We start from the raw sequence: 21,282 nt of genomic DNA on the forward strand, positions 1-21,282 counted from the left end.
CAGGCTGGACTTCGCCAGCTTCAGGGTCAGTTCAGCCTGGCGAAAATAAGGCTTCCATTGGTGCCACCGAAGCCGAAGGAGTTGCTGATGGCCACATCGACCTGCCGTTCCTTGGCCTGATGAGGCACATAGTCAAGATCGCAGCCGTCGTCAGGGTCGTCCAGATTAATAGTTGGCGATACGACATTATCCCGAATGGTCAGGATGGAAACGATAGCTTCCACCGCACCTGCCGCACCGAGCAGGTGACCAATCATGGACTTGGTCGAACTGACGCACAGTCTGTAAGCATGCTCACCGAATACGGTCTTGATAGCTGCAGTCTCAGCGCTATCGCCAGCCAGTGTCGATGTGCCATGGGCATTGATGTAATCGACCTGCTCAGGAGCCAGGGCCGCACTGGCCAGGGCGTTTTTCATGCACTGTGCTGCACCGGCTCCGCCCTCTGGCGGCGAAGTCATGTGGTAAGCGTCACCGCTCATACCAAAACCGACCAGTTCGGCATAAACACGGGCACCGCGCGCCCTGGCGTGCTCATATTCCTCCAGGACCAGCACGCCCGCGCCATCACTCAGCACAAAACCATCACGGTTGCGGTCCCAGGGCCGACTGGCCCGGGTCGGATCATCGTTGCGGGTGGACAAAGCGCGTGCTGCGCAGAACCCACCCAGCCCGACCCGGGAGCAGGACATTTCAGCACCGCCAGCCAGCATGACATCAGCCTGACTGCTGGCGATCATACTGGCAGCAATGCCGATGTTGTGAGTTCCTGTCGTGCAGGCAGTTGTGATAGCAATATTGGGGCCCTGATAACCGAAGCGGATAGACAGCATGCCGCTGATCATGTTGATTATGGAACCAGGTACAAAAAACGGTGAAATTTTCCTGGGCCCTTCGGTTCTGACCAGGTAAGAAGTTTCTTCGATGGAACTGATGCCACCGATTCCGGAACCCACAGCCACACCAACCCGCTGAGGATCGATATTGCAATCTTCCAGGCCAGCATCCTTGACTGCCTGGGCTCCAGCGGCCATACCATACTGAATGAAAACATCCATGCGCCGTGCTTCTCGTGCCGGCATGTACTGGCTACTGTCGAAATTCTTGATAGATCCGCCGAAGCGCGTGGTGAACTCTGACGTATCGAAATGCTCGATGGGATTAATGCCGCTCTGCCCACTCTTGATGGCTTGCCAGGACGATTCCACGTCATTACCAACCGGGGTAAGCAGGCCCATGCCAGTTACCACCACTCTTCTACCGTTCACTGCAGTATCTCCGTAAACTCGCGTATTACGATGGGCGTATAAAACAAAAGCTACTCTGGCAGGCCAGAGTAGCTTTTGTTGGATTTCCCGAAACCTTACAGGTGTTCGTTAATGTAGTCGATTGCCAATTGGACTGTGGTGATTTTTTCCGCCTCTTCGTCTGGAATTTCTGTTTCAAACTCCTCTTCAAGGGCCATTACCAGCTCTACGGTATCCAGTGAATCAGCGCCAAGGTCTTCCACGAAGGATGCAGAAAGTTTGACCTCTTCCTCTTTTACGCCAAGTTGCTCGCAAACAATTTTCTTAACGCGCTCTTCAATGCTACTCATATCAATCATTAGCTCCTGAGTTTTAACAATTTTATGCGGCCAACTGCAATACCGCGGAATGGCGCAAGACCAGCCTCGAAATATGGACGCAAGTTTACCTCTATTTTGATTTAGTTGTAATCTCTAACGCGGATTAATTTGATTTGGAACCAAATTTTTCCACCGTTTCATGCAGAAAGAAAAGCCTAAGAGATTAGCCCATGTACATACCACCATTGACGTGCACTGTCTCGCCAGTGATGTATCCGGCTTTCTCTGATGCAAGAAAACCGACCACTGCCGCGATTTCTTCAGGGTTACCCAATCTGGCCAGAGGGATCTGTGCCAACAGCGTCTCTCGCTGTTTCGCGGGTAATTCGCTGGTCATATCTGTATCGATGAATCCGGGTGCAACCACGTTGACGGTTATGCCACGGGAACCGACCTCTTTGGCCAGTGCCCTGGAAAAGCCCTCGACACCAGACTTGGAAGCAGCGTAATTGGTCTGGCCCGCGTTACCACTGGAGCCAACCACTGAACTGATATTGATGATCCTGCCCCAGCGCGCCCTGGTCATACCTTTCAGACTGCCTTTACACACACGATACATGGCCGTCAGGTTGGTATTGATGACAGCTTCCCATTCCGATGCCTTCATGCGCATTAACAGGTTGTCACGCGTAATTCCCGCATTGTTAACCACAATCTGCGGTGCATCGAAATTCTCCGTAACAGTCTCCAGGCAGAGAGCCACGCCCTCGTCAGATGCGACATCAAGAACCAGTCCCTGGCCGCGAACAGCATTTTCTGCCAGGTAGGCGGAGATGGCGGTAGCCCCGGCGTCGGAAGTTGCGGTACCCACCACGGTGAGTCCCTGGCGGCCCAATTCGATGGCTATTGCCTTGCCGATTCCGCGGCTGGCGCCCGTAACAAGGGCTACTCGTGCACCTTCGCTCATGACTGTGATCTCCTCTAAATGATCGTTTTCGACCAGACCGCGTATTTTTAAGCCTGGTCTGAGGCTTAGCCTGAAACCTCTTCACGGGCCTGTTGAAAGCTCTGGCAGTCATCGCTGCCAAAGCAGGAAATGCCGGGCTCGATTCGTTTTATCAGACCACAGAGAACTTTGCCCGGGCCGCATTCAACCAGCAGCTTGATGCCGCCCTGATGGATTAACCGGATACTGTCAACCCACAATACCGGTTGATGTAACTGGTTCAGCAGATTCTGCTTGATACTTTCGGCCTCTGTGGCCAGCTCCGCATTGACGTTCTGTACCACCGGAATGATGGCGGGCCTGAATGCCAGTGCTTCGAGGTCGCTGGCCAGTCTATCCGCCGCGGGTTGCATCAGCGCGCAGTGCGAGGGAACACTTACCTTTAGGGGTAGTGCCCGCTTGGCGCCGGCCTCTTTGCAGGCGGCCATCGCTCGTTCGACGGCATCGGATTCACCCGCAATAACGGTCTGGCCCAGGGAATTAAAATTTGCCGGGGAGACGATCTGCCCGTCAGCTACCTGCTGGCAGATCTCACGAATCTGATAGTCTTCCAGCCCTACGATTGCAGCCATGGCGCCACTGCCTGCCGGCACGGCCTGCTGCATGTACTGGCCGCGTTTATGGACCAGGCGCACCGCATCGGTAAAGTCGATAACACCGGCGCACACCAGGGCCGAGTATTCCCCAAGGCTGTGCCCGGCCATGATGGCGGGGTCCGGCGCACCATTCTCTTTCCAGAGCCGCCAGACAGCTACGGAAGCTGCCAGAAGGGCTGGCTGGGTTATGTGCGTCTGATCGAGATTGTTACTGGCATCGCGCTGGCAGATTTCCCACAGGTCCAGCCCAACAGCATCGGATGCCTCCGCAAAAGTGGCCTCCACTGACTGGTACTGGCTGGCCAAATCCGCCAGCATGCCCAGTTTCTGAGAGCCCTGCCCAGGAAAAACGAATCCGAATTTATGCATGAGAGTTATCGCTTGATCTTATTATGATTTCTAACAAACTGTGCGGCAGCACCGGCTCGTGACACCTCTGCGCTTTTGCCAGTCCAGTTAAGTCACCATGCCGACAATATTGCCGACTTTTTCCGCTATCAAACCAGGCACGTCGCTTTCAGCTTCTTTGATCGCTCGCTCAATCGCATAGGTAAATCCCTCTGCGGTGGCGTTGCCATGACTCTTTATAATGCCGCCCTGTAATCCCAGTAGACTTGCACCATTGAACTGACTGGGATCTACCCGCCGCTGCAACTCGCCGATCATTCTTGCCTGCGCCAGTGCTCCCTGCTGATTATCACCACTGGCGCTGGCGATTTCCGACAGCTTCTGGTTGATGACCCGCACCACTCCCGCGCTGGACTTAATCGTGACATTACCGACAAAGCCGTCGCATACCACCACATCGGCAATTCCCTCAAACAGGGCACTGCCTTCCACAAAGCCAATATAGTTGAGCGAATCGCTGGCTTCCAGCAACGCAGCAGCAGCCTTAACCTGTTCGCTGCCCTTGTACTCTTCTACACCGATGTTCAACAGGGCCACTCTGGCCTGCTTTAATCCACCCAGGGATTCCGCCAGTACCGAACCCATCACAGCGAACTGGAACAGCTGCCCGGCCTTGCAGTCTACGTTGGCCCCGACGTCAAGCAGGTAACAATTTCTGCTGGCCCCTGGTATGGTGGCCAGGATTGCCGGTTTCTCAATGCCAGGTATGGTCTTGAGCAGGTGTCGACCGGACAACAACAGCGCACCGGTGTTCCCGGCGCTGACGCAGGCCTGGGCCTCGCCGCGCTGCACAAGCTGCACAGCCAGGTACATGGAAGACTCAGTCTTATCCCGCAATACCCGGGTGGGCTTGTCCTCGTCGTGCACAACAGTCTCTGTGTGCAGCACAGTCAGCCGGTCTGACTCGAAGTCACCCCCAGCAGACGACAAAAGCCCTCCAATCCGGGTACTGTCGCCAACCAGGATCAGGTGCAGGTCCGGGTAAGATGCCAGTGCCCGAAGGGCTGCCGGAACGGTGACTCGGGGACCGAGGTCACCGCCCATCGCATCAATAGCTATGCGTTTGCGGTAACTCAAGTTCACTCGTCGCCGAGATCAAGCACCTTTTTACCCTTGTAAAAACCATCGGCAGTGATGTGATGCCGACGATGTACCTCACCGGAGGTTTTGTCAGTGGATAAAGTGGGTCCGGACAGGCTGTCGTGGCTACGTCGCATGTTGCGCCTCGACCGGGTAACCTTGCTCTTTTGAACTGCCATTGTAAGCTCCTAAACGTCAGTATTCTTTCAAAAATCTTTCAGTAATCCATGTACCTGGAAGCGCTGCATAATGCCCAGCCTCAATCCAGTTTCAACTTCGCCAGCACCGCGAACGGATTGCTGGAATCGGCCTCAGCGGCCTCCTCTTTTCCGAGGTTTTCAGTCCCTGGTTCCGCTTTTACTTCGACCCGGGTGTTTTCGCTGCAGGGTCCGTCCTTGTGATAGCTGACTATCGGCATTCCCAGCAACAATTGCTCATCCAGCAGGTCAGCAAGGAAAATTCGATGATCCTCGGTAATCCACGGGTCGAACTCCGTGCTGAGCGCTTCTGCTGCCGCCTCATCAGGTACCAGTACCAGATCGACTGTTTCCCTGATTTCCTCGGCTACCGGTTCCAGACAGCGCTGGCAGACCAATGTTAACCGTGCTGAAACCTCACCCCTGATTCGACGGCGTCCGGCGCTGTCAGTACTGAAACTCAGCTCAGCGTTGACCTTACCGTCAGCCTCCGCCGTACAAGCCGCCACCCTTTCGAGCTTCCTCAGCTCGATTTGACCCGCAATCGACAGTTTCTGGGCGAAAGCCTTTCGCGCATCGACATAGGCTGGAAGGGGGGCTTCTGACATAGGCGCGCAATAATAGTTGCACTGCCTCGATGTGTCAAAAAAATCTACTCTTCCGGGGCTTATTCCCGGGCAGTTTTTTGCTGACTTCTCAATAGTTTGACGATAGCCAGGAAGTCCACACCCAGAGGCGCCTGAAACTCATATAACGGCCCGTTGGCCGGGTAGTTGAATTCCAGCCGCGAGGCATGCAGGCACAGGCGCTTGATTTCACCGATTGCCGCAGGCAGATTGCGCTCGCCGTACTTGGCGTCACCCAGAATGGGATGCCCCGCATGACGGCAGTGCACCCGGATCTGGTGAGTTCGACCGGTATCCAACTCGGCTTCGACCAGTGTCGCCAGGCGTCCGATATGTTCGATAACGCGGAACCGCGTCAATGCCTTTTTGCCCTCCGAATCCACCTTTACCATGCGCTCTCCTGATTCGAGGTGGTTTTTCTGTAGGGGTGCATCCACCACCTGCAGGCCATCCGGCCAGTAACCAAGCACTAGCGCACAATAGATCTTGGTTACAGATTTTTGTTTAATTTGACTGTTTATCTCTCTGAGGAAGCTCATTTTTTTCGATAACAGCAGGCACCCTGAAGTGTCGCGGTCAAGGCGATGCGCCAACTCCAGGTTATGCCATTCCGGGCGCAGTTGGCGCATGGCTTCAATCAAACCCAGCTTGACACCAGAGCCACCGTGAACCGCTAATCCGGCGGGTTTGTTAATTACCAGTAAATTGTCATCCTCATGCAGAATACTGTTCTCAAGCAGCGCGGTAAGCGAAGGACCGGGCCTGGGGGGCGACTGACGCTCAGAGAGCCGCACTGGCGGGATCCGCACGGTATCCCCCTCACTTAAGCGACTGTCGGGTTTAGCCCGCTTGCGATTTATGCGCACCTCCCCTTTGCGGATAATGCGATAAACACGGGATTTGGGACAGCCCTTCAAAACCTTCAACAGGAAATTGTCCAGGCGCTGACCTGCTGTCTCGGCATCCACCTGCACCAGTTGGACCTGGGAATTTTCTGACATTCGGCGTTAAACCTGTGTGAAAGTTGGCGCGAGCCGGCATTTTACTCGATTGACACCGCCGGCCAATCAGAATCTGGGCAGATAGTGTACAATCCCGCCTTTTCGCGCGCGGATACCTGCCGAACACTCTGACTGGGCCTATCCGGTACTACTAATTGGGAAAAAAGCGCCATGGCAACGATTAAAGAAACCCTGGATGAACTCATCAGCGAAGCCCTCTCCCGGGTTACCGGAATCGCTGAATGCCCGGCGGCGGTCATTTCGGCCTCTCGCGCCGAGTTCGGGGACTACCAGGCGAATGGGGTCATGGCTGTTGCGAAGCAGCTAAAGAGGAACCCGCGGGAAATCGCCACAGCAGTATGCCAGGCACTGGAAACCGGTCAGTTGGTAGAACGCTACGAAGTGGCTGGCCCTGGATTTATCAATATCCATCTGTCGGATCACTGGCTGACCAGCCGCGTCAGCAGCCTGCAGCAGCACACGGCTGATCTGGTTCCCCCTGTAAGCGAGCCGGAAACCATTGTAGTGGATTACTCCTCGCCGAATCTGGCCAAGGAAATGCACGTCGGGCACTTGCGCGGCACGATCATCGGCGACAGCCTGGTTCGGATCCTCGAGAGGCTTGGCCATAAAGTCATCCGGCAGAATCATGTTGGCGACTGGGGAACCCAGTTTGGCATGCTGATCGCCTACCTGCGCCTTGTCAGCGACGACCTGGACTCCCTGTCAGCTGAGCTGTCCGATCTGGAAGCATTTTATCGGGCTGCCAAGGAGAAGTTTGATGCCGACCCGGACTTTGCCAACCAGGCACGCGCCAGCGTGGTCAAACTGCAGAGTGGTGATAAACAGAGTCTGACTCTCTGGCATCAGTTTATCGAAGAATCCCTGCGCCATTGTGAAGCGGTCTATGACAAACTCAGCATCAAGATAAGGCGTTCAGATCTGAGAGCAGAAAGCTTTTATAACAACAAGTTACAGGGAATAGTTAAAGACCTGGATAACAAGGGATTGCTGACTGTTTCTGAGGGCGCGCGCTGCGTGTTCCTGCCAGAATTCCGAGGCAAAGACGACGAACCCCTGCCGGTCATTGTACAGAAGTCTGACGGCGGATTTCTGTATGCCACCACCGACCTGGCGGCCATCCGTTATAGGGCCCAGGAGTTGAGTGCCGACCGCGTGCTCTATGTAGTGGATGCAAGACAGGGGCTGCATTTTCAGCAGGTTTTTGCCGTGGCCGAAGCCGCCGGTTTCCTGCCGCCTGCCTGCCAGTTAGAGCATGTTGCCTATGGGACGATGATGGGCAAGGACGGAAAACCCTTTAAGACCCGAAGTGGCAGTCTCACCAAGCTGATTGATCTACTGGATGAAGCTGTCCGGCGGGCTTTCGAGCTGGTCTCTGCCAAGAGCCCGGACACCGACGAGGAGACCCGTCGGGAGATCGCCGAAAAAGTAGGGATTGGCGCTGTCAAGTATGCCGACCTGTCCAAGAATCGAACCAGCGACTACGTGTTTGACTGGGACAGCATGCTGGCCCTGGATGGGAATACCGCGCCTTATCTGCTCTACGCTTACACGCGAATCAAAAGCGTGCTCCGCAAGCAACCGCTGAATACCTCTGAAGAGGCTGTAGCGATTTCCATCACGGCACCGGAGGAGCGAGCGTTGATGGTCAAATTACTCCGCTTACCGGAGGTATTGCAGGTGGTCGCTTCAGACTACTACCCCAGCCATCTGTGCACCTATCTTTTTGAATTGGCTGGTTTGTTCATGCGCTTTTATGAGGCCTGCCCTATTCTCAAGGCGGAGCCAGACGTCCGGGCCAGCAGGTTGGCCCTGGCCCGGATTACCGCCGACGTGCTCAGGGAGGGCCTGGACCTGCTGGGACTGAATACCCTGGAACAGATGTAGAGGAGGCTGCCCCGGAAATTCAATCACCCTCCAGCGGCGGCCGCTCCATGGAACGGCCTCGTTACGGAAAAAGGGTGAAACCTCCGGGTCAGTTACACAATTCCAGCAGCAGTTTGTTCAAACGGCGACTGTATTGTCCGGGATCGTCAAGCTGCCGCCCCTGTGACAGGCTGGCCTGATCGAATAACACTCCGATCAGGTCGGCGAAGCGCTCCTCATCACTCTCCTGGTCCAGTTTCTCCACCAGAGGGTGGTCTGGATTGAGTTCAAAGACAGGCTTGCTCTCCGGCACCTGCTGTCCAGACGCCTCGAGAATCTTACGCATCTGCTCGCCCAGTTCATGCTCCCCCATCGCAAGGCAGGCGGGTGAGTCGGTCAATCTGTGAGTCAGCCTTACTTCCTGCACGCGCTCACCCAGGGCGCCTTTGGCCCGCTCAACCAGCCCCTTCAGATCTTCCTCCACCTTCTCATGGCGGCTTTTCTCTTCCTCGTCCTCCAGCTTTCCAAGATCGAGCTCACCGCGGGTTATATCCTGCAGTTGCTTGCCATCAAACTCCTGCAGGTAGCCCATCAGCCATTCATCGATGCGATCGTGCATAAGAATGACTTCAATACCTTTCTTACGGAAAATTTCCAGATGCGGGCTGTTACGTGCCCCGTTCAACGAATCGGCAACCAGATAGTAAATCTTGTCCTGGCCCTCCTTCATCCGGGAGACATAGTCTTCGAGGCCCTGATCCTGTTCACTGGCCTTTGATTCGGTTGTAGTGAACTGCAGCAGACTGGCGATTTTCTCGCGATTCGCATAATCTTCGGCAGGTCCCTCTTTGAGTACCTGGCCGAATTCCTTCCAGAAAACAGCGTACTTTTCCTTGTCGTTCTTGCGCAGTTTTTCCAGCATATCCAGCGCACGTTTGGTCAGCGCGCTGCGCATAGAATCTACGACTGGGTCTTTCTGCAGAATCTCCCTTGAGACATTGAGAGAGATATCGTTGGAGTCCACGACGCCCTTGATAAAGCGCAGATACAACGGCAGGAACTGCTCAGCGTCATCCATGATGAAAACCCGCTGCACATACAACTTCAATCCTCTCGCCGCTTCCCGGTTCCAAAGATCAAATGGAGCTCTCGACGGCACATAGAGCAGACTGGTGTATTCGAGTTTCCCTTCTACTTTATTATGACTCCAGGTAGCAGGGTTTTCGAAGTCGTGGATGACGTGCTTATAAAATTCCTGATACTCCTCGTCGTTCAGTTCAGTGCGCGGCCGGGTCCACAGCGCCTTAGCCAGGTTAACGGATTCATACTCTATGGAACTTTCCGCTTTCTTAGCCTCTTCAGCTTCCTCGGACTCCTCGGAAGTGGCAGGCGATTCTTTCTTCATCAGCACCGGAATGGATATGTGGTCAGCGTATTTTTTTACAATACTTCTCAAACGGTAAGGTTCTGCGAACTCAGCCGCGTCCTTCTTGAGGTACAGTATGACTGTCGTACCACGGGTCTCTCGATGCCCATCTTCAATGGTGTAATCCGATTCACCGGTAGACTTCCATCGAACCGCCTGGTCCTCAGCCAGCCCTGCTTTACGAGTGACCACTTCAACTTCATCAGCTACGATAAACGCCGAGTAAAAACCGACGCCGAACTGACCGATCAATCTGGAATCCTTTTTCTGGTCACCGGTAAGAGATTGAAGAAATTGAGCAGTACCCGACTTGGCAATAGTGCCAAGGTGACTGATAACCTCATCACGGCTCATACCTATCCCATTGTCCGAGATGCTTACCGTGCCAGCGTCGGAATCGTAATCGATGGTTACTGACAGCTCCGTATCCTGCGCCAGCAGGTCTGGTTCTGACAGCGCTTCGAAGCGAAGCTTGTCCGCTGCATCGGAGGCGTTGGATATCAACTCCCGTAAGAAAATTTCGCGATTGCTGTACAACGAGTGGATCATCAAGTGCAGCAGTTGCTTGGCTTCTGTTTCAAAGCCCCTGGTTTCTGCCTTATTTTCTGCAGTCATTGAATAGCCTCTTGTTTAACTTAAATTGAATTTTTGTCTATCGAGTGGTCATAGCGCGTGCTTGACTTACCGTTACTGGATTTCGTAATTTTTGGGCAAAAAAAAGCCCAGTTCATTGAACTGGGCTTTTTATGGGGGCGTTTTTACGCTATTCAAGCACCAAATGCAGATCCATCAATCGTCGTAGGCTACGTAAAAATCGATGGCATTAGCTTTACGCTGTGAAATTGCGTTATAGCGATTGCGCTGTGCATTGATGAAATTGAGGTAATTCCTCGCAGCCCTCGAATCAGAATCGTCACCGAGATCCGCTGAGAGCCTTGCCGCTGCTTCCGCAGCGGTATACTCATCCAGTTCCACCAATGCTCGTGCGAGGAACAGATTTGTGTCCGCGGGGTTTTCCAGTGAGCCCTTGTCGATAGCGTTACGGAATGCCTCGGCCGCAGCCTCATAATCGTGCAGCATATAGTAAATATAGCCCAGGGTATCGTACCCGTCTCCTGACTCGGACATCTCTGCCAGCTTGATGGCAGGCTCAACAGCCTCGTCAAACTCAAAAGCCAGCTGATACATCTGCACAAGAATCTTAAGGTTATCCACGTCTTCCGGCACGATACCGGAATCGATGCCGGCCTTGATGACCTCGGCACCAGAGTATGGTGTTTCTTCACCGGCCAGTGACTGACCCAGATTCATGTACTCAGCGTCGCTGTCCATGTTACCAAGCAGGTAACGTATTCTCAGGGACCCGATGCGATTACTGTCCTGATCCAGGAAAGAATAGATTGCGGACAGGTTACGCCAGTCGGCTGGGTCATTGAACTTGACTACCATGTTCTCGGTAACCTGCAGCGCGTTGACGTAATCTTCCTGCTCAATGTAGAGCACGTTGAGCAGGCCCCACTTGTTACGTTCAATCTCTTCCCCGGCATCAGCCAGCATTTCCATGTGGCTCAGCATGTGAGGGACAGCTTCTGCATAGCGCTCCAGTGAGTAATAGCTGTTGGCCAGCCCGAGAAATACCGTGTCGTCCTCTTCCAGGGACAGATCCCGCCATTGGTTGTAAAAGGTGATGGAGTCCTCGTAGTTCTCCTCCGCCATATTGAGCTGCCCGAGCGCTCTGAGGGCTCGTAAGCGAACATCCTCACGCAGTTCCTCAATCTCCAGCATTTGTTCGAAATTGCGAATTGCCGCGGGGATATCATCGGTTGACAGGTAATAGTTGGAGTAGAAATTCAGCACCGTCGATTTCTCGAAGTCGTTCATTCTCTCATAGCGGGACTCATACAATTCATCCAGCAGAACCTTCGCACGAGCCAGGTCCGGCTGATCCTCAGGATCCTCCGGACTCATCAATTCCTGAACTTCACTGATCGCCCTGAAAACCCTGTCGGACAATACGTCGGAGGAGCGGGTCGGTGGCGGTGCCCGCTGCTCCTCTCCAGCCAACGCGATTTCCAGCATCGTCATATTGGCCGCAAAAAAGATTGCCAGCAGTAAACCTTTAACAAGTGACTTTTTCATTAATTATCACTCCTCCAGAACGTATCTGAATACGTACTGAACATTGGGTACGGGGACACCAACACCGTCCTTAACACGGGGTTGAAACTTGAACCGCGCGGCCGCTCGAATAGAGGAGCGGTCGAAGATACTGGGTGGCTCTGCATCAACAACAGTGATGGTGTCCTCAACCACATTTCCGTCACCGTCAACCGTGAAGCTGACCTGGCACCAGCCCTGAATACCTCTGGATGCTGCTCGGGTCGGGTACTGCGGTGTAACGTTTACTAGCGGTAACATCTCCCCGTCAGTGATGGAAATAGACGCGTTACCAAGATTTAGATCGGCGTCAATGTTCACCTCGGTCCTGGCGATGGCCAACGAAGGCCCGCTATCCAGATCAACCTGTCGATTTTCAGGCTCAGGTGGCGGCTCGTTCAAGTCTTCGATAGGCTCTGGCTCATCGATTTCCTCAATGACTTCCAGTTCGATGTCGGGCATCGTCGCGTCCACAACCCTGACGATGCTCAAGTTCTGCTCGACTCTATCACCGGTGGCAATCAATGCCTGCATGAAGTAGAAAAGCCCAAATGTTATTCCGCTCGCTAGAACCAAAGACAAGCCCCATCTTATAAATATCATTGTCAGGTCTCCTTGGATTAGGCTTCAGTTGATATGGAAACGTCCGCTATTTCAGCTTCGCGGGCAGCCGCCATGATCATCATGACATATTCGTTACTTGCCGCCTGGTCAGCCTGAATGACGACAGAGGAATTAGGTGACTCTGCCAGTCGAAGCTCAAAGCGGGAGCGAATGAAACGTGGATCGATCTGCTCGCCATCGATCCAGATGTCTCCCTGCGGACTGACAGCAATAAGAATCAAATCTTTGCTTTTCGGTTCCGCAGTGGAGGCTTCTGGCTTGGCGACGTCGATGCCGGCCTCGGTAATGAATACCGAGGTAACGATAAAGAAAATCAGCAGAATAAAGACCACGTCCAGCATTGGAGTGAGATCGATCTCACCTGCTGGCTCTTCGGCCTTCTTCTTCATTAAACCTGATCTCATAATTCTTACCCCTTAGTAGAGTAGACCCTTGTTCTTACGATGTTGGTTCAGATCAATCACTTAATGGTAAGTGGTCTTCGAGTAATTCCAGGTCGCGATCAATGCTGGCTTTCAACCAGTTAGACGCAAAGATTCCGGATAAAGCCCCGACCATGCCCGCCATAGTGGGAATGGTTGCTTTGGAAACACCACCGGCCATGGACTTGGCGTCACCGCCACCGGTAACCGCCATCACGAAGAAAACCTCGATCATTCCGGTTACAGTGCCGATCAGACCTAATAGTGGACAGACCACAACCAGTGATTCGATCATTGGCATGGTTGTACGCAGATCCAGGGACACTTTGGAAATCATCATCTGGCGGATAGCGTGTGCGCTCCATGACTTGGTATCGGAGCGCGCATTCCAGGCAGCCAGGGTGTTTTTCACGTTTTTCTTGTGCGTGGTGTGTAAATACCAAACCCGCTCAAAAACCAGCGACCACTTGATCAGCAGCAGACCGGCGATGACCCAGAGAACTGGGCCACCACGATCCATGAAACTGCCGATAGCATCCAACATGTCTAATAGCGTGAAGTACATAATTATCTAACCTCCGCCAGCATTAATGAGATGCTGCTTTTTGCTCCGCCTTTTCAGCGATCATGCCAGTCGCCTGCTCTTCAAGAATATGAATGATGGTATCACTCTTACTCTTTACCCAGGTATGCATGAGCACTGTCGGGATGGCGACAGTAATACCAAGTACGGTAGTCATCAGGGCCACGGAAATACCGCCTGCCATGATAGTCGGGTCACCCGCACCGTAAACTGTGATCTGCTGGAACACCTGAATCATACCGGTTACCGTACCAAGTAGACCCATGAGAGGTGCGATGGTGGCGATAATCTTGATGAAGGTAAGGAATCTTTCCAGGGACGGTGTCTCCTGCAATATTGCCTCACCCAGTTTCAGTTCCAGAGTTTCTGTATCGGCGCTTGGATTGGACTCAGCAACCGCCAGAACGCGACCCAGCGGGTTGTTCTTCATTGGCTTGTCACTCTTCAACTGACGCTGCACTTTCATGTTGGTCAGAGTCAGCATCAGCGAACGGATCAGTGCAACGACCACACCGATAATACCGACACCGATAATAGTGAAACCGATGGGGCCGGAGTTATTGCGAACCTGCTCATCCACAGTCGGGAAGTTCACCAGGTTGGCAAACACCTGTCCACCGATACCGCCGGTCGGGTCCAGGCCGATCTTCACGTAACCGCTGCTGGCATTTTCGAGAGCCTGTGCCTGATCCTGGTAGTAACCCCGGCTGATCATGCTGCCGGAGGGCTGACGCGGCAGTACCTGCAGCGTACCCAGATTGCTGTTGTACGACAGGTACTCGCCCTCTGATACCGCGTTGAAGGCACCAATCCGGGTGATCTGCCGAGTCACTGTTTCACCGGATGGAAGTGCAACCGGGCCACTGTACTTGACTACCTTCCCAGATTCGGTGATTTCCTGTTGCATGAAAAACCAGAAACGCTCGATCTCATCGATGGCCAGTTGTTCAGTCGTGCTGCCGGCCCTGGCGATGAAGCCTTCCAGGTATTCGGTACGACCAGGATACTGGGCACTGATGATTGAGCCTGTGAATGTGCTCATGAAGTCACCGGCAACACCCTGCAGGGTTCCGAACAATTCGTTTAAATCACCTCGGCGATCACGCAGAACCTCGCGCTTGGCGGAGATTTCGATTTCGTTGGCTTCAAACTGATCACTCAGTTCGGTCTGCAGGTCTTCCTGATCGGATACCCGGCTTCGAGTCAGTTCCAGAATTTCCTCCTGGTTACTGGCCGCGTTCTGAAATTCCTGCACGCGGGTTCGATACGCCTCAGACTCGGCAACCCGGTCCTCTTCCACCGCCCGAAGCAATTCGGAGGTGTTAAGCGATTGGGCGCTCGCGAAGGAAGCCAGCAGAAACGTCGTAACAGATAAACCTAATGTCTTGATTGTTGTTTTCATTACTGTGCTAACTCCGGTGCTGCAATTGGCAATTCGATAATACGGGGCGCATCCAGGCCGCTGGAAACCCTGATAGCAGACTGGACTGCGGTGCGATAGTCACCTGCCGGCAACTCTTCCCAGGCCCGTGTTGTGTTATTCCAGTGACCGGTAACCTGTCGGTCTGTGCTCTGGAATAACAGTGCAATACGCCCTACCCGCAGAATATTCACTTCACGCTCTTCACCGTTGAGCATGATGGTATCCGGGTATGTCTCGTGGGTACGTCCGTAGAGAGTTTCGTTCTGGTACAGGACCAGGACCTGACGGAATCTCTCCGCGACGGAGACATCGGGATTGTCAATCGCATTGCGGGCGAAAGTCAGGCGGTTGTTACGGGTTTCCATCTGAAAGGGCAGATCCAGCTCGATAAACTGCTCGATGCTGGCCATCATCTTTTCCATCAGCAGAGGAATCTCGCGGGTAACAACTTCAACGTTGGCGATACTCTCATCCAGGGTAGCGATGTTCCGTTCCTGGATAGAAATCAACTGCCGATATTCCGCATTCAATACCAGCAAGGCCTCGAGGTTGTCATTTTCCTGCTTGAATTGCTCAAAGGTGGAGCTTGCAGCGTTCGCCAGTCGATTAATTTCGGTCTGGATTTCCGCGAGCTCGTCATTTTTGCGTTCGAGAACGCTAAGCGCCTCATCAATCATACTGGTATCGGTCATGATCTCAGCAGCCTGCGTACTACTTGTCATGACAAACGCCAGAGAAAAGAGAGGCGCCAGGATCTTACTGGATATTCGACGGTAGTTCATTTTCCATCCTATCTGTTTATTCTTGATTTCAGTTGGACTTCCGCACCACAGACTGCCCTCGTTACTGCAAGCAATGAACAGGTGGATTGTGTGTCTGGCCATGACAGCCATTCAAACCCGCATGTCCCTGCTTACTCGATAGAGTTACGCCGTAAGGTTCAGAAGCCTAAAACCTAACCATACTTGTTTTATTATTGTCCCTAATTCGCCTGTCTGCCACAGGCATTCCATTTGCTGTCTTAGCCCCTTACGGAACTGGCAGATCTCCCTGACAGAACTCAAAGCTGGTTACCTTTCTACTCACACACAACACAAGTGAGTGGGAAGGTAACCAATTGCTCTGACGTTTGCTTGCAGTCCTTTAAATCAGGTACTTGGTACCAAATTTTCGACTAGACTAACACAACCCCGCCGAATTTTAGAACCTCTATATTAAGGAAGTTTCAATAAAATACGGGCTTTCAAGCCAAGGGCCACGTTAAAGGTATGAGCGCCCAAAACAGGGCCATGAGTTTGCCAGAAAATGAAGCAGGAGTTGCCACAAACTGGCGCCAGGCAAGCACAGAGGCTGCGCACGGGACGTACGGAATTGGTGCAGGCAGTTCAGGGAAGTGACTGCAGTGGCAGGCTGAAGACAGCTACCACTGCAGCTCAAAGGATCCTACCAGTTGGTAGCTTTTTGCAGTGCATTGCCGATATCAGCCAGGCTGCGTACCGTGCTGACACCAGCCTCCTGCAGGGCAGCAAACTTTTCTTCGGCCGTTCCCTTGCCGCCTGAAATGATGGCTCCGGCATGCCCCATACGCTTACCCGGCGGCGCTGTCACTCCGGCAATATAGGAAACCACCGGCTTGCTTACATTATCCTTGATAAAGGCAGCGGCCTCTTCTTCGGCGGTACCGCCAATCTCTCCGATCATAACGATTGCTTCGGTCTGATCATCTGCTTCAAACAGCTTAAGAATATCAATAAAGTTAGACCCTGGAATCGGGTCGCCACCAATACCGACACAGGAGGACTGTCCGAAACCGTAATCCGTGGTCTGCTTAACCGCCTCGTAAGTCAGCGTACCTGAGCGGGAGACAATCCCGACCTTGCCTGGCTTGTGAATATAACCGGGCATAATGCCGATTTTGCATTCTCCCGGTGTAATCACCCCCGGGCAGTTGGGACCGATCAACCGGACGCCGCTCTGGTCGCATTTTTCCTTGGCGACCAGCATGTCCAGGGTGGGAATACCTTCGGTGATACAGACAATCAGTTTAATACCGCCATCCACGGCTTCGAGTATGGAATCTTTGCAGAACGGTGCCGGCACATAAATGACTGAAGCCTCGGCTTCCGTTGCGTTGACGGCTTCCCGGACAGTGTTGAAGACCGGCAGCCCAAGGTGCTCCTGCCCGCCTTTGCCTGGCGTAACACCACCGACCATTTTAGTGCCGTACTCGATCGCCTGTTCCGAGTGAAAGGTTCCCTGTGCACCGGTGAAACCCTGACAGATTACCCGGGTGTCCTTGTTTACCAGAATACTCATTGTGCACCTCCCGTTGCTGCGACAACTTTTTCGGCAGCATCCGACAGACTGGTCGCCGCAATAATATTCAGACCACTGCGTTCCAGAACGTCACGCCCCTTCTCGGCATTGTTGCCTTCGAGCCGGACTACCACAGGAACTTCGACACCGACTTCTTCTACTGCACCTATGACGCCTTCCGCGATCAGGTCGCAACGTACAATACCGCCGAAAATGTTTACCAACACCGCTTTCACTTTGTCGTCAGAAAGGATGATCTTGAAGGCTTCGGTAACCCGTTCTTTGGTGGCACCGCCCCCCACATCCAGAAAGTTGGCCGGCGAACCACCGAACAACTGAACGATGTCCATAGTTCCCATGGCCAGGCCGGCCCCGTTGACCATACAGCCGATATTGCCATCCAGCGCAACATAGTTCAGATCCCACTTGGCCGCCAGCGCTTCCCGCTCGTCTTCCTGAGACGGATCGTGCATTTCCTGCAGCTTTGGCTGACGATACAGCGCATTGCCATCGATATTGATTTTGCCATCGAGGCAGTGCAGATTGCCCTCGTCAGTAATTACCAGGGGATTAATTTCCAGCAATGCCAGATCCAGGTCGGTGAACAGCTTCGCCAGACCGAGAAACAGCTTGGTAAACTGTTTGTTCTGGGCGCTGTTCAGTCCCAGTTTGAAGGCAAGTTCCCGAGCCTGAAACGGCTGGGGCCCGGTGAGCGGATCTATTGTGGCTTTGAGGATTTTTTCCGGTGTTTCGTGCGCGACTTTTTCAATTTCCACGCCCCCTTCGGTAGAGGCCATAAAGACAATACGCCGAGAAGAACGATCTACCACGGCCCCCAGGTAAAGTTCACTGGCAATGTCGGTGCAGGACTCAACCAGGATTTTACTGACCGGCTGTCCATTGGCATCGGTCTGGTAGGTCACAAGATTTTTACCTAGCCATTTTTCGGCAAAGGCTCTGACTTCGTCGGGGGTGGAAACCAGTTTCACGCCGCCTGCCTTTCCTCGTCCTCCGGCGTGGACCTGGGCCTTTACCACCCACTTGTCACCGCCAATCTTTTCGGCCGCCTCGACCGCTGCTTCTGCCGTATCAACCGCATAGCCCTTGGATACGGGTAACCCGTATTCAGCAAACAGGGCTTTGGCCTGGTATTCGTGTAGATTCATGAAAAGTCACCGCTTCTAATTTGAACGGCGACGTGGCCCGTTGAGGCCAGTCGCCTGTGGTCTGAAATTGCTGGTTGATCAGGTTCTTTTTTTTCTGTTGCCAATATGGATCGCATGCCCGTTGGCCGCCAGCGCTGCTTCGTGCACCGCCTCCGACAGTGAGGGATGGGAAAACATGGTCAACCCGATATCTTCGGCGCTGGCACTGAATTCCATGGCGATTACAACCTGTTGCAGGAGGTCTGCGGCACTGGGCCCGACAATGTGGGCGCCAAGAATACGATCTGTCTTGGCGTCCGCAAGTATTTTAACCATCCCGTCTGAATCGTCAGCCGCGAGAGCCCGGCCGCTCGCCACAAAGGGAAATGAGCCTACATTGTACTCAGTACCCGCGGCTTTCAGTTGCTCTTCGTTGTGACCAACCCAGGCAACTTCGGGATGGGTGTAAATGACTGAAGGGACCAGATCGTAGTTTACCTGGGTCTTTTTGTCAGCCAGCCGCTCGGCGACCATAACGCCCTCTTCCATCCCCTTGTGAGCCAACATAGGACCACGAACCGCATCGCCAACAGCATAGATTCCGGGCACGTTGGTTGCGCACTGCTCATCGACCTTGATAAATCCACGCTGGTCAAGTTCGACGCCTACGGAACTATCGAGCACATTATCGGTGAACGGGCGTCGTCCAACCGCTACAATGAGCTTGTCGAAAGTTGCTTCCTGCTCACCGTCCGCATCGGAATACTGCACCTTTACCACGGGTTTTTTCGCCTGAGTGGCGATTTTACTGCCAGTCACCCGTGCGCCCAGCTTGATATTCAAGCCCTGCTTGGCAAAGATCTTGGCACTTTCCCGGGCGATCTGTCGATCCACCATAGGCAGGAAATCATCCAGTGCCTCAAGTATTGTCACCTCAGAACCGAGTCGTGCCCAGACACTTCCCAGTTCCAGTCCGATTACCCCGGCACCGATAACACCCAACCGCTTAGGCACTTCCTGAAATTCAAGGGCGCCGGTCGAATCCACTATGGTTTCCTGGTCTATCGGTGTCGGCGGAATCTCAATGGGCACCGATCCACAGGCGATAACAATGTGTTTGGCCTGGAGTTGCTCCTCCTTGCCATCGTGTGCCGTCAGAGTTACCTGGTTTTTACCGGTCACTTTGCCGAATCCTGCCAGGCCGTCCACCTTGTTGGCTTTGAACAAGCCGTTAATGCCCCCCGTGAGCTGCTTAACCACCTTAGCCTTGCGCTCTATCATCGCGGGCACGTCGAGGCTCAACTCGCCAATTTTAATGCCCTGGGATTCCAGGCCATGAGCCGCTTCAGCATACTTGTGGGAAGTATCCAGCAGCGCCTTCGATGGAATACAACCGACATTCAGACAGGTACCGCCATAGACGGTTTCATTGTCTTTAGTAAGCCACTTTTCTATACACGCCGTCTTAAAACCCAGCTGGGCACAACGGATGGCCGCCACATAGCCCGCGGGGCCGGAACCTATGACGACGACATCGTATTCTTTTGCCATGATCTGATTGCTCTCGAGTTAGTCGGGTAAGTTTAAATTTCCAGTATTATCCTTGAGGGATCTTCCAGGAAATCCTTGACCGTCACCAGGAACTGCACGGCTTCTTTTCCGTCAATCATCCGGTGGTCGTAGGAAAGCGCCAGGTACATCATGGGAAGAATCTGAACTTCTCCACGGATTGCCATTGGACGCTCCTGTATTTTGTGCATACCCAGGATTGCAGTTTGAGGTGGGTTAAGAATTGGAGTCGACAGCAACGAGCCAAATATACCGCCGTTCGACAGGGTGAACGTGCCACCTGTCATTTCATCGATCCCCAGCTTGCCGTCCCGGGCTTTTTCGCCGAATTCGCCAATCTTGGCTTCGATAGCTGCCATACTCATGTGGTCGGCATTACGCAACACGGGAACAACCAGCCCCCGCGGAGACGAAACAGCCACACCGATATCCTGATAGCCATGATAAACAATATCGTTTCCGTCGATGGACGCGTTGACGGCGGGGAATTTTTTCAGCGCCTCCACACAGGAGCGGACAAAAAACGACATGAACCCCAGCCGGGTGCCCTCATGAGTCTTCTCAAACAGCTCCTTGTACTTGCTGCGCAGATCCATAATCGGCTTCATGTTGACCTCGTTGAACGTGGTTAACATAGCCGTCGACTGCGTGGCAAGCAGCAGCCTTTCAGCCACTTTGGCACGCAAACGGCTCATGGGAACCCGCTCTTCGATACGCCCGCCACTTGAAACTGGCGCTGGAGACAGAGCAGCAGGTGCACTGCTCCCACCGCCCCCCCCTTCGAGCCGGGCCAATACGTCCTCTTTCGTGATTCTTCCGTCTTTACCGCTACCGCTGACAGAGTCAGCACTCAGCTTGTTCTCCTCCATCAGTTTTCGCGCCGCCGGACTGACTGCGGGCTGATCCTCCGCGCCTTGGGAGCCCGCATGTTCAGCAGGCACATCTGCCTGCTTCGGGGCTTCAGCTGCCTGCGCCGGGGCGTCGGCATTCTGCTCTTCTCCATCCCCTTCTTTGACGGCACCAATAGCTTCATTGCTGACGATAGTGTCCCCGGTTTCTTTGAAAATTTTGGTCAGGGTTCCATCTACAGGTGAAACCACTTCGATCACCACCTTGTCAGTTTCGATGTCCACCAGCAGCTCATCACGCTTCACCGTGTCACCGATTTGCTTATGCCAGGTCGCGATGGTCCCGTCAGGAACGGATTCGGGAAGAGTTGGCGCTTTGATTTCTATAGTCATTATGGTTT

20 protein-coding genes are annotated in these 21,282 nt (G+C 53.6%); 1 reads left to right on the plus strand and 19 read right to left on the minus strand.

Translation table 11 applies throughout. From position 1 onward, the window contains the following. Positions 1–26: 26 nt before the first annotated feature. The 8 genes from fabF to R3F50_17285 all read right to left on the minus strand — a co-directional run bounded on the left by fabF (position 27) and on the right by R3F50_17285 (position 6,481). A complete protein-coding gene (gene fabF, locus R3F50_17250; GenBank protein MEZ5492035.1) occupies positions 27–1,268 on the minus strand; it encodes a beta-ketoacyl-ACP synthase II in 1,242 nt (413 codons plus the stop codon). A gap of 95 nt (positions 1,269–1,363) precedes the next feature. Next, on the minus strand, positions 1,364–1,597 hold the full coding sequence (gene acpP, locus R3F50_17255) for an acyl carrier protein (GenBank protein ID MEZ5492036.1): 234 nt from the start codon (positions 1,595–1,597) through the stop codon (positions 1,364–1,366). A gap of 193 nt (positions 1,598–1,790) precedes the next feature. After that, positions 1,791–2,534, minus strand: a complete 744-nt coding sequence (gene fabG / locus R3F50_17260; protein ID MEZ5492037.1) for a 3-oxoacyl-ACP reductase FabG — start codon at positions 2,532–2,534, stop codon at positions 1,791–1,793. 65 nt (positions 2,535–2,599) lie between these two features. Next, positions 2,600–3,538 (minus strand): ACP S-malonyltransferase, encoded by a 939-nt coding sequence (gene fabD / locus R3F50_17265; GenBank protein MEZ5492038.1) that lies wholly within the window; start codon positions 3,536–3,538, stop codon positions 2,600–2,602. An 87-nt stretch (positions 3,539–3,625) separates the two neighbouring features. Continuing rightward, entirely contained in the window at positions 3,626–4,654 is a 1,029-nt protein-coding gene (gene plsX / locus R3F50_17270; GenBank protein ID MEZ5492039.1) for a phosphate acyltransferase PlsX, read from the minus strand. Positions 4,655–4,656: 2 nt separating this feature from the next. Continuing rightward, entirely contained in the window at positions 4,657–4,836 is a 180-nt protein-coding gene (gene rpmF / locus R3F50_17275; protein MEZ5492040.1) for a 50S ribosomal protein L32, read from the minus strand. Between the two features lie 80 nt (positions 4,837–4,916). Next, positions 4,917–5,462, minus strand: coding sequence for a YceD family protein (locus R3F50_17280; protein ID MEZ5492041.1), 546 nt, complete (start codon positions 5,460–5,462; stop codon positions 4,917–4,919). A gap of 59 nt (positions 5,463–5,521) precedes the next feature. Beyond that, a complete protein-coding gene (locus R3F50_17285; protein MEZ5492042.1) occupies positions 5,522–6,481 on the minus strand; it encodes an RluA family pseudouridine synthase in 960 nt (319 codons plus the stop codon). 171 nt (positions 6,482–6,652) lie between these two features. Between R3F50_17285 and argS the strand changes: the two genes are divergently transcribed. After that, positions 6,653–8,389, plus strand: coding sequence for an arginine--tRNA ligase (argS, locus tag R3F50_17290; GenBank protein ID MEZ5492043.1), 1,737 nt, complete (start codon positions 6,653–6,655; stop codon positions 8,387–8,389). 88 nt (positions 8,390–8,477) lie between these two features. Here argS and htpG read toward each other — a convergent pair whose 3' ends face one another. From htpG to odhB, 11 genes are all read right to left on the minus strand, one after another. Continuing rightward, a complete protein-coding gene (gene htpG, locus R3F50_17295; protein MEZ5492044.1) occupies positions 8,478–10,409 on the minus strand; it encodes a molecular chaperone HtpG in 1,932 nt (643 codons plus the stop codon). Positions 10,410–10,583: 174 nt separating this feature from the next. Next, complete coding sequence (locus tag R3F50_17300) at positions 10,584–11,933, minus strand: hypothetical protein (GenBank protein ID MEZ5492045.1); 1,350 nt, start codon at positions 11,931–11,933, stop codon at positions 10,584–10,586. Positions 11,934–11,939: 6 nt separating this feature from the next. Continuing rightward, positions 11,940–12,554 (minus strand): energy transducer TonB, encoded by a 615-nt coding sequence (locus R3F50_17305; GenBank protein ID MEZ5492046.1) that lies wholly within the window; start codon positions 12,552–12,554, stop codon positions 11,940–11,942. A 17-nt stretch (positions 12,555–12,571) separates the two neighbouring features. Next, a complete protein-coding gene (locus R3F50_17310) occupies positions 12,572–12,979 on the minus strand; it encodes a biopolymer transporter ExbD (protein ID MEZ5492047.1) in 408 nt (135 codons plus the stop codon). Between the two features lie 52 nt (positions 12,980–13,031). Further along, positions 13,032–13,562: a MotA/TolQ/ExbB proton channel family protein gene (locus R3F50_17315; GenBank protein MEZ5492048.1), complete on the minus strand. Its 531-nt coding sequence runs from the start codon at positions 13,560–13,562 to the stop codon at positions 13,032–13,034. Between the two features lie 22 nt (positions 13,563–13,584). After that, on the minus strand, positions 13,585–14,982 hold the full coding sequence (locus R3F50_17320) for a MotA/TolQ/ExbB proton channel family protein (protein MEZ5492049.1): 1,398 nt from the start codon (positions 14,980–14,982) through the stop codon (positions 13,585–13,587). Beyond that, the gene (locus R3F50_17325) at positions 14,982–15,785 is read right to left on the minus strand and encodes a DUF3450 domain-containing protein (GenBank protein MEZ5492050.1); all 804 of its coding nucleotides are present in this window, start codon (positions 15,783–15,785) and stop codon (positions 14,982–14,984) included. The genes R3F50_17320 and R3F50_17325 overlap by 1 nt, the downstream gene beginning before the upstream one ends. A gap of 661 nt (positions 15,786–16,446) precedes the next feature. Next, positions 16,447–17,319 carry a succinate--CoA ligase subunit alpha gene (gene sucD, locus R3F50_17330; protein MEZ5492051.1) on the minus strand — a complete coding sequence of 291 codons (873 nt, stop codon included), beginning with the start codon at positions 17,317–17,319 and terminating at the stop codon, positions 16,447–16,449. Then, positions 17,316–18,485 carry an ADP-forming succinate--CoA ligase subunit beta gene (sucC, locus tag R3F50_17335; GenBank protein MEZ5492052.1) on the minus strand — a complete coding sequence of 390 codons (1,170 nt, stop codon included), beginning with the start codon at positions 18,483–18,485 and terminating at the stop codon, positions 17,316–17,318. The genes sucD and sucC overlap by 4 nt, the downstream gene beginning before the upstream one ends. A gap of 78 nt (positions 18,486–18,563) precedes the next feature. Next, the gene (gene lpdA / locus R3F50_17340) at positions 18,564–20,015 is read right to left on the minus strand and encodes a dihydrolipoyl dehydrogenase (GenBank protein MEZ5492053.1); all 1,452 of its coding nucleotides are present in this window, start codon (positions 20,013–20,015) and stop codon (positions 18,564–18,566) included. Between the two features lie 32 nt (positions 20,016–20,047). After that, entirely contained in the window at positions 20,048–21,274 is a 1,227-nt protein-coding gene (gene odhB, locus R3F50_17345) for a 2-oxoglutarate dehydrogenase complex dihydrolipoyllysine-residue succinyltransferase (GenBank protein ID MEZ5492054.1), read from the minus strand. Between the last annotated feature and the right edge of the window lie 8 nt (positions 21,275–21,282).

The sequence above is a fragment of the Gammaproteobacteria bacterium genome (assembly GCA_041395725.1).
Classification (GTDB): Bacteria; Pseudomonadota; Gammaproteobacteria; order Pseudomonadales; family Pseudohongiellaceae; genus NORP240.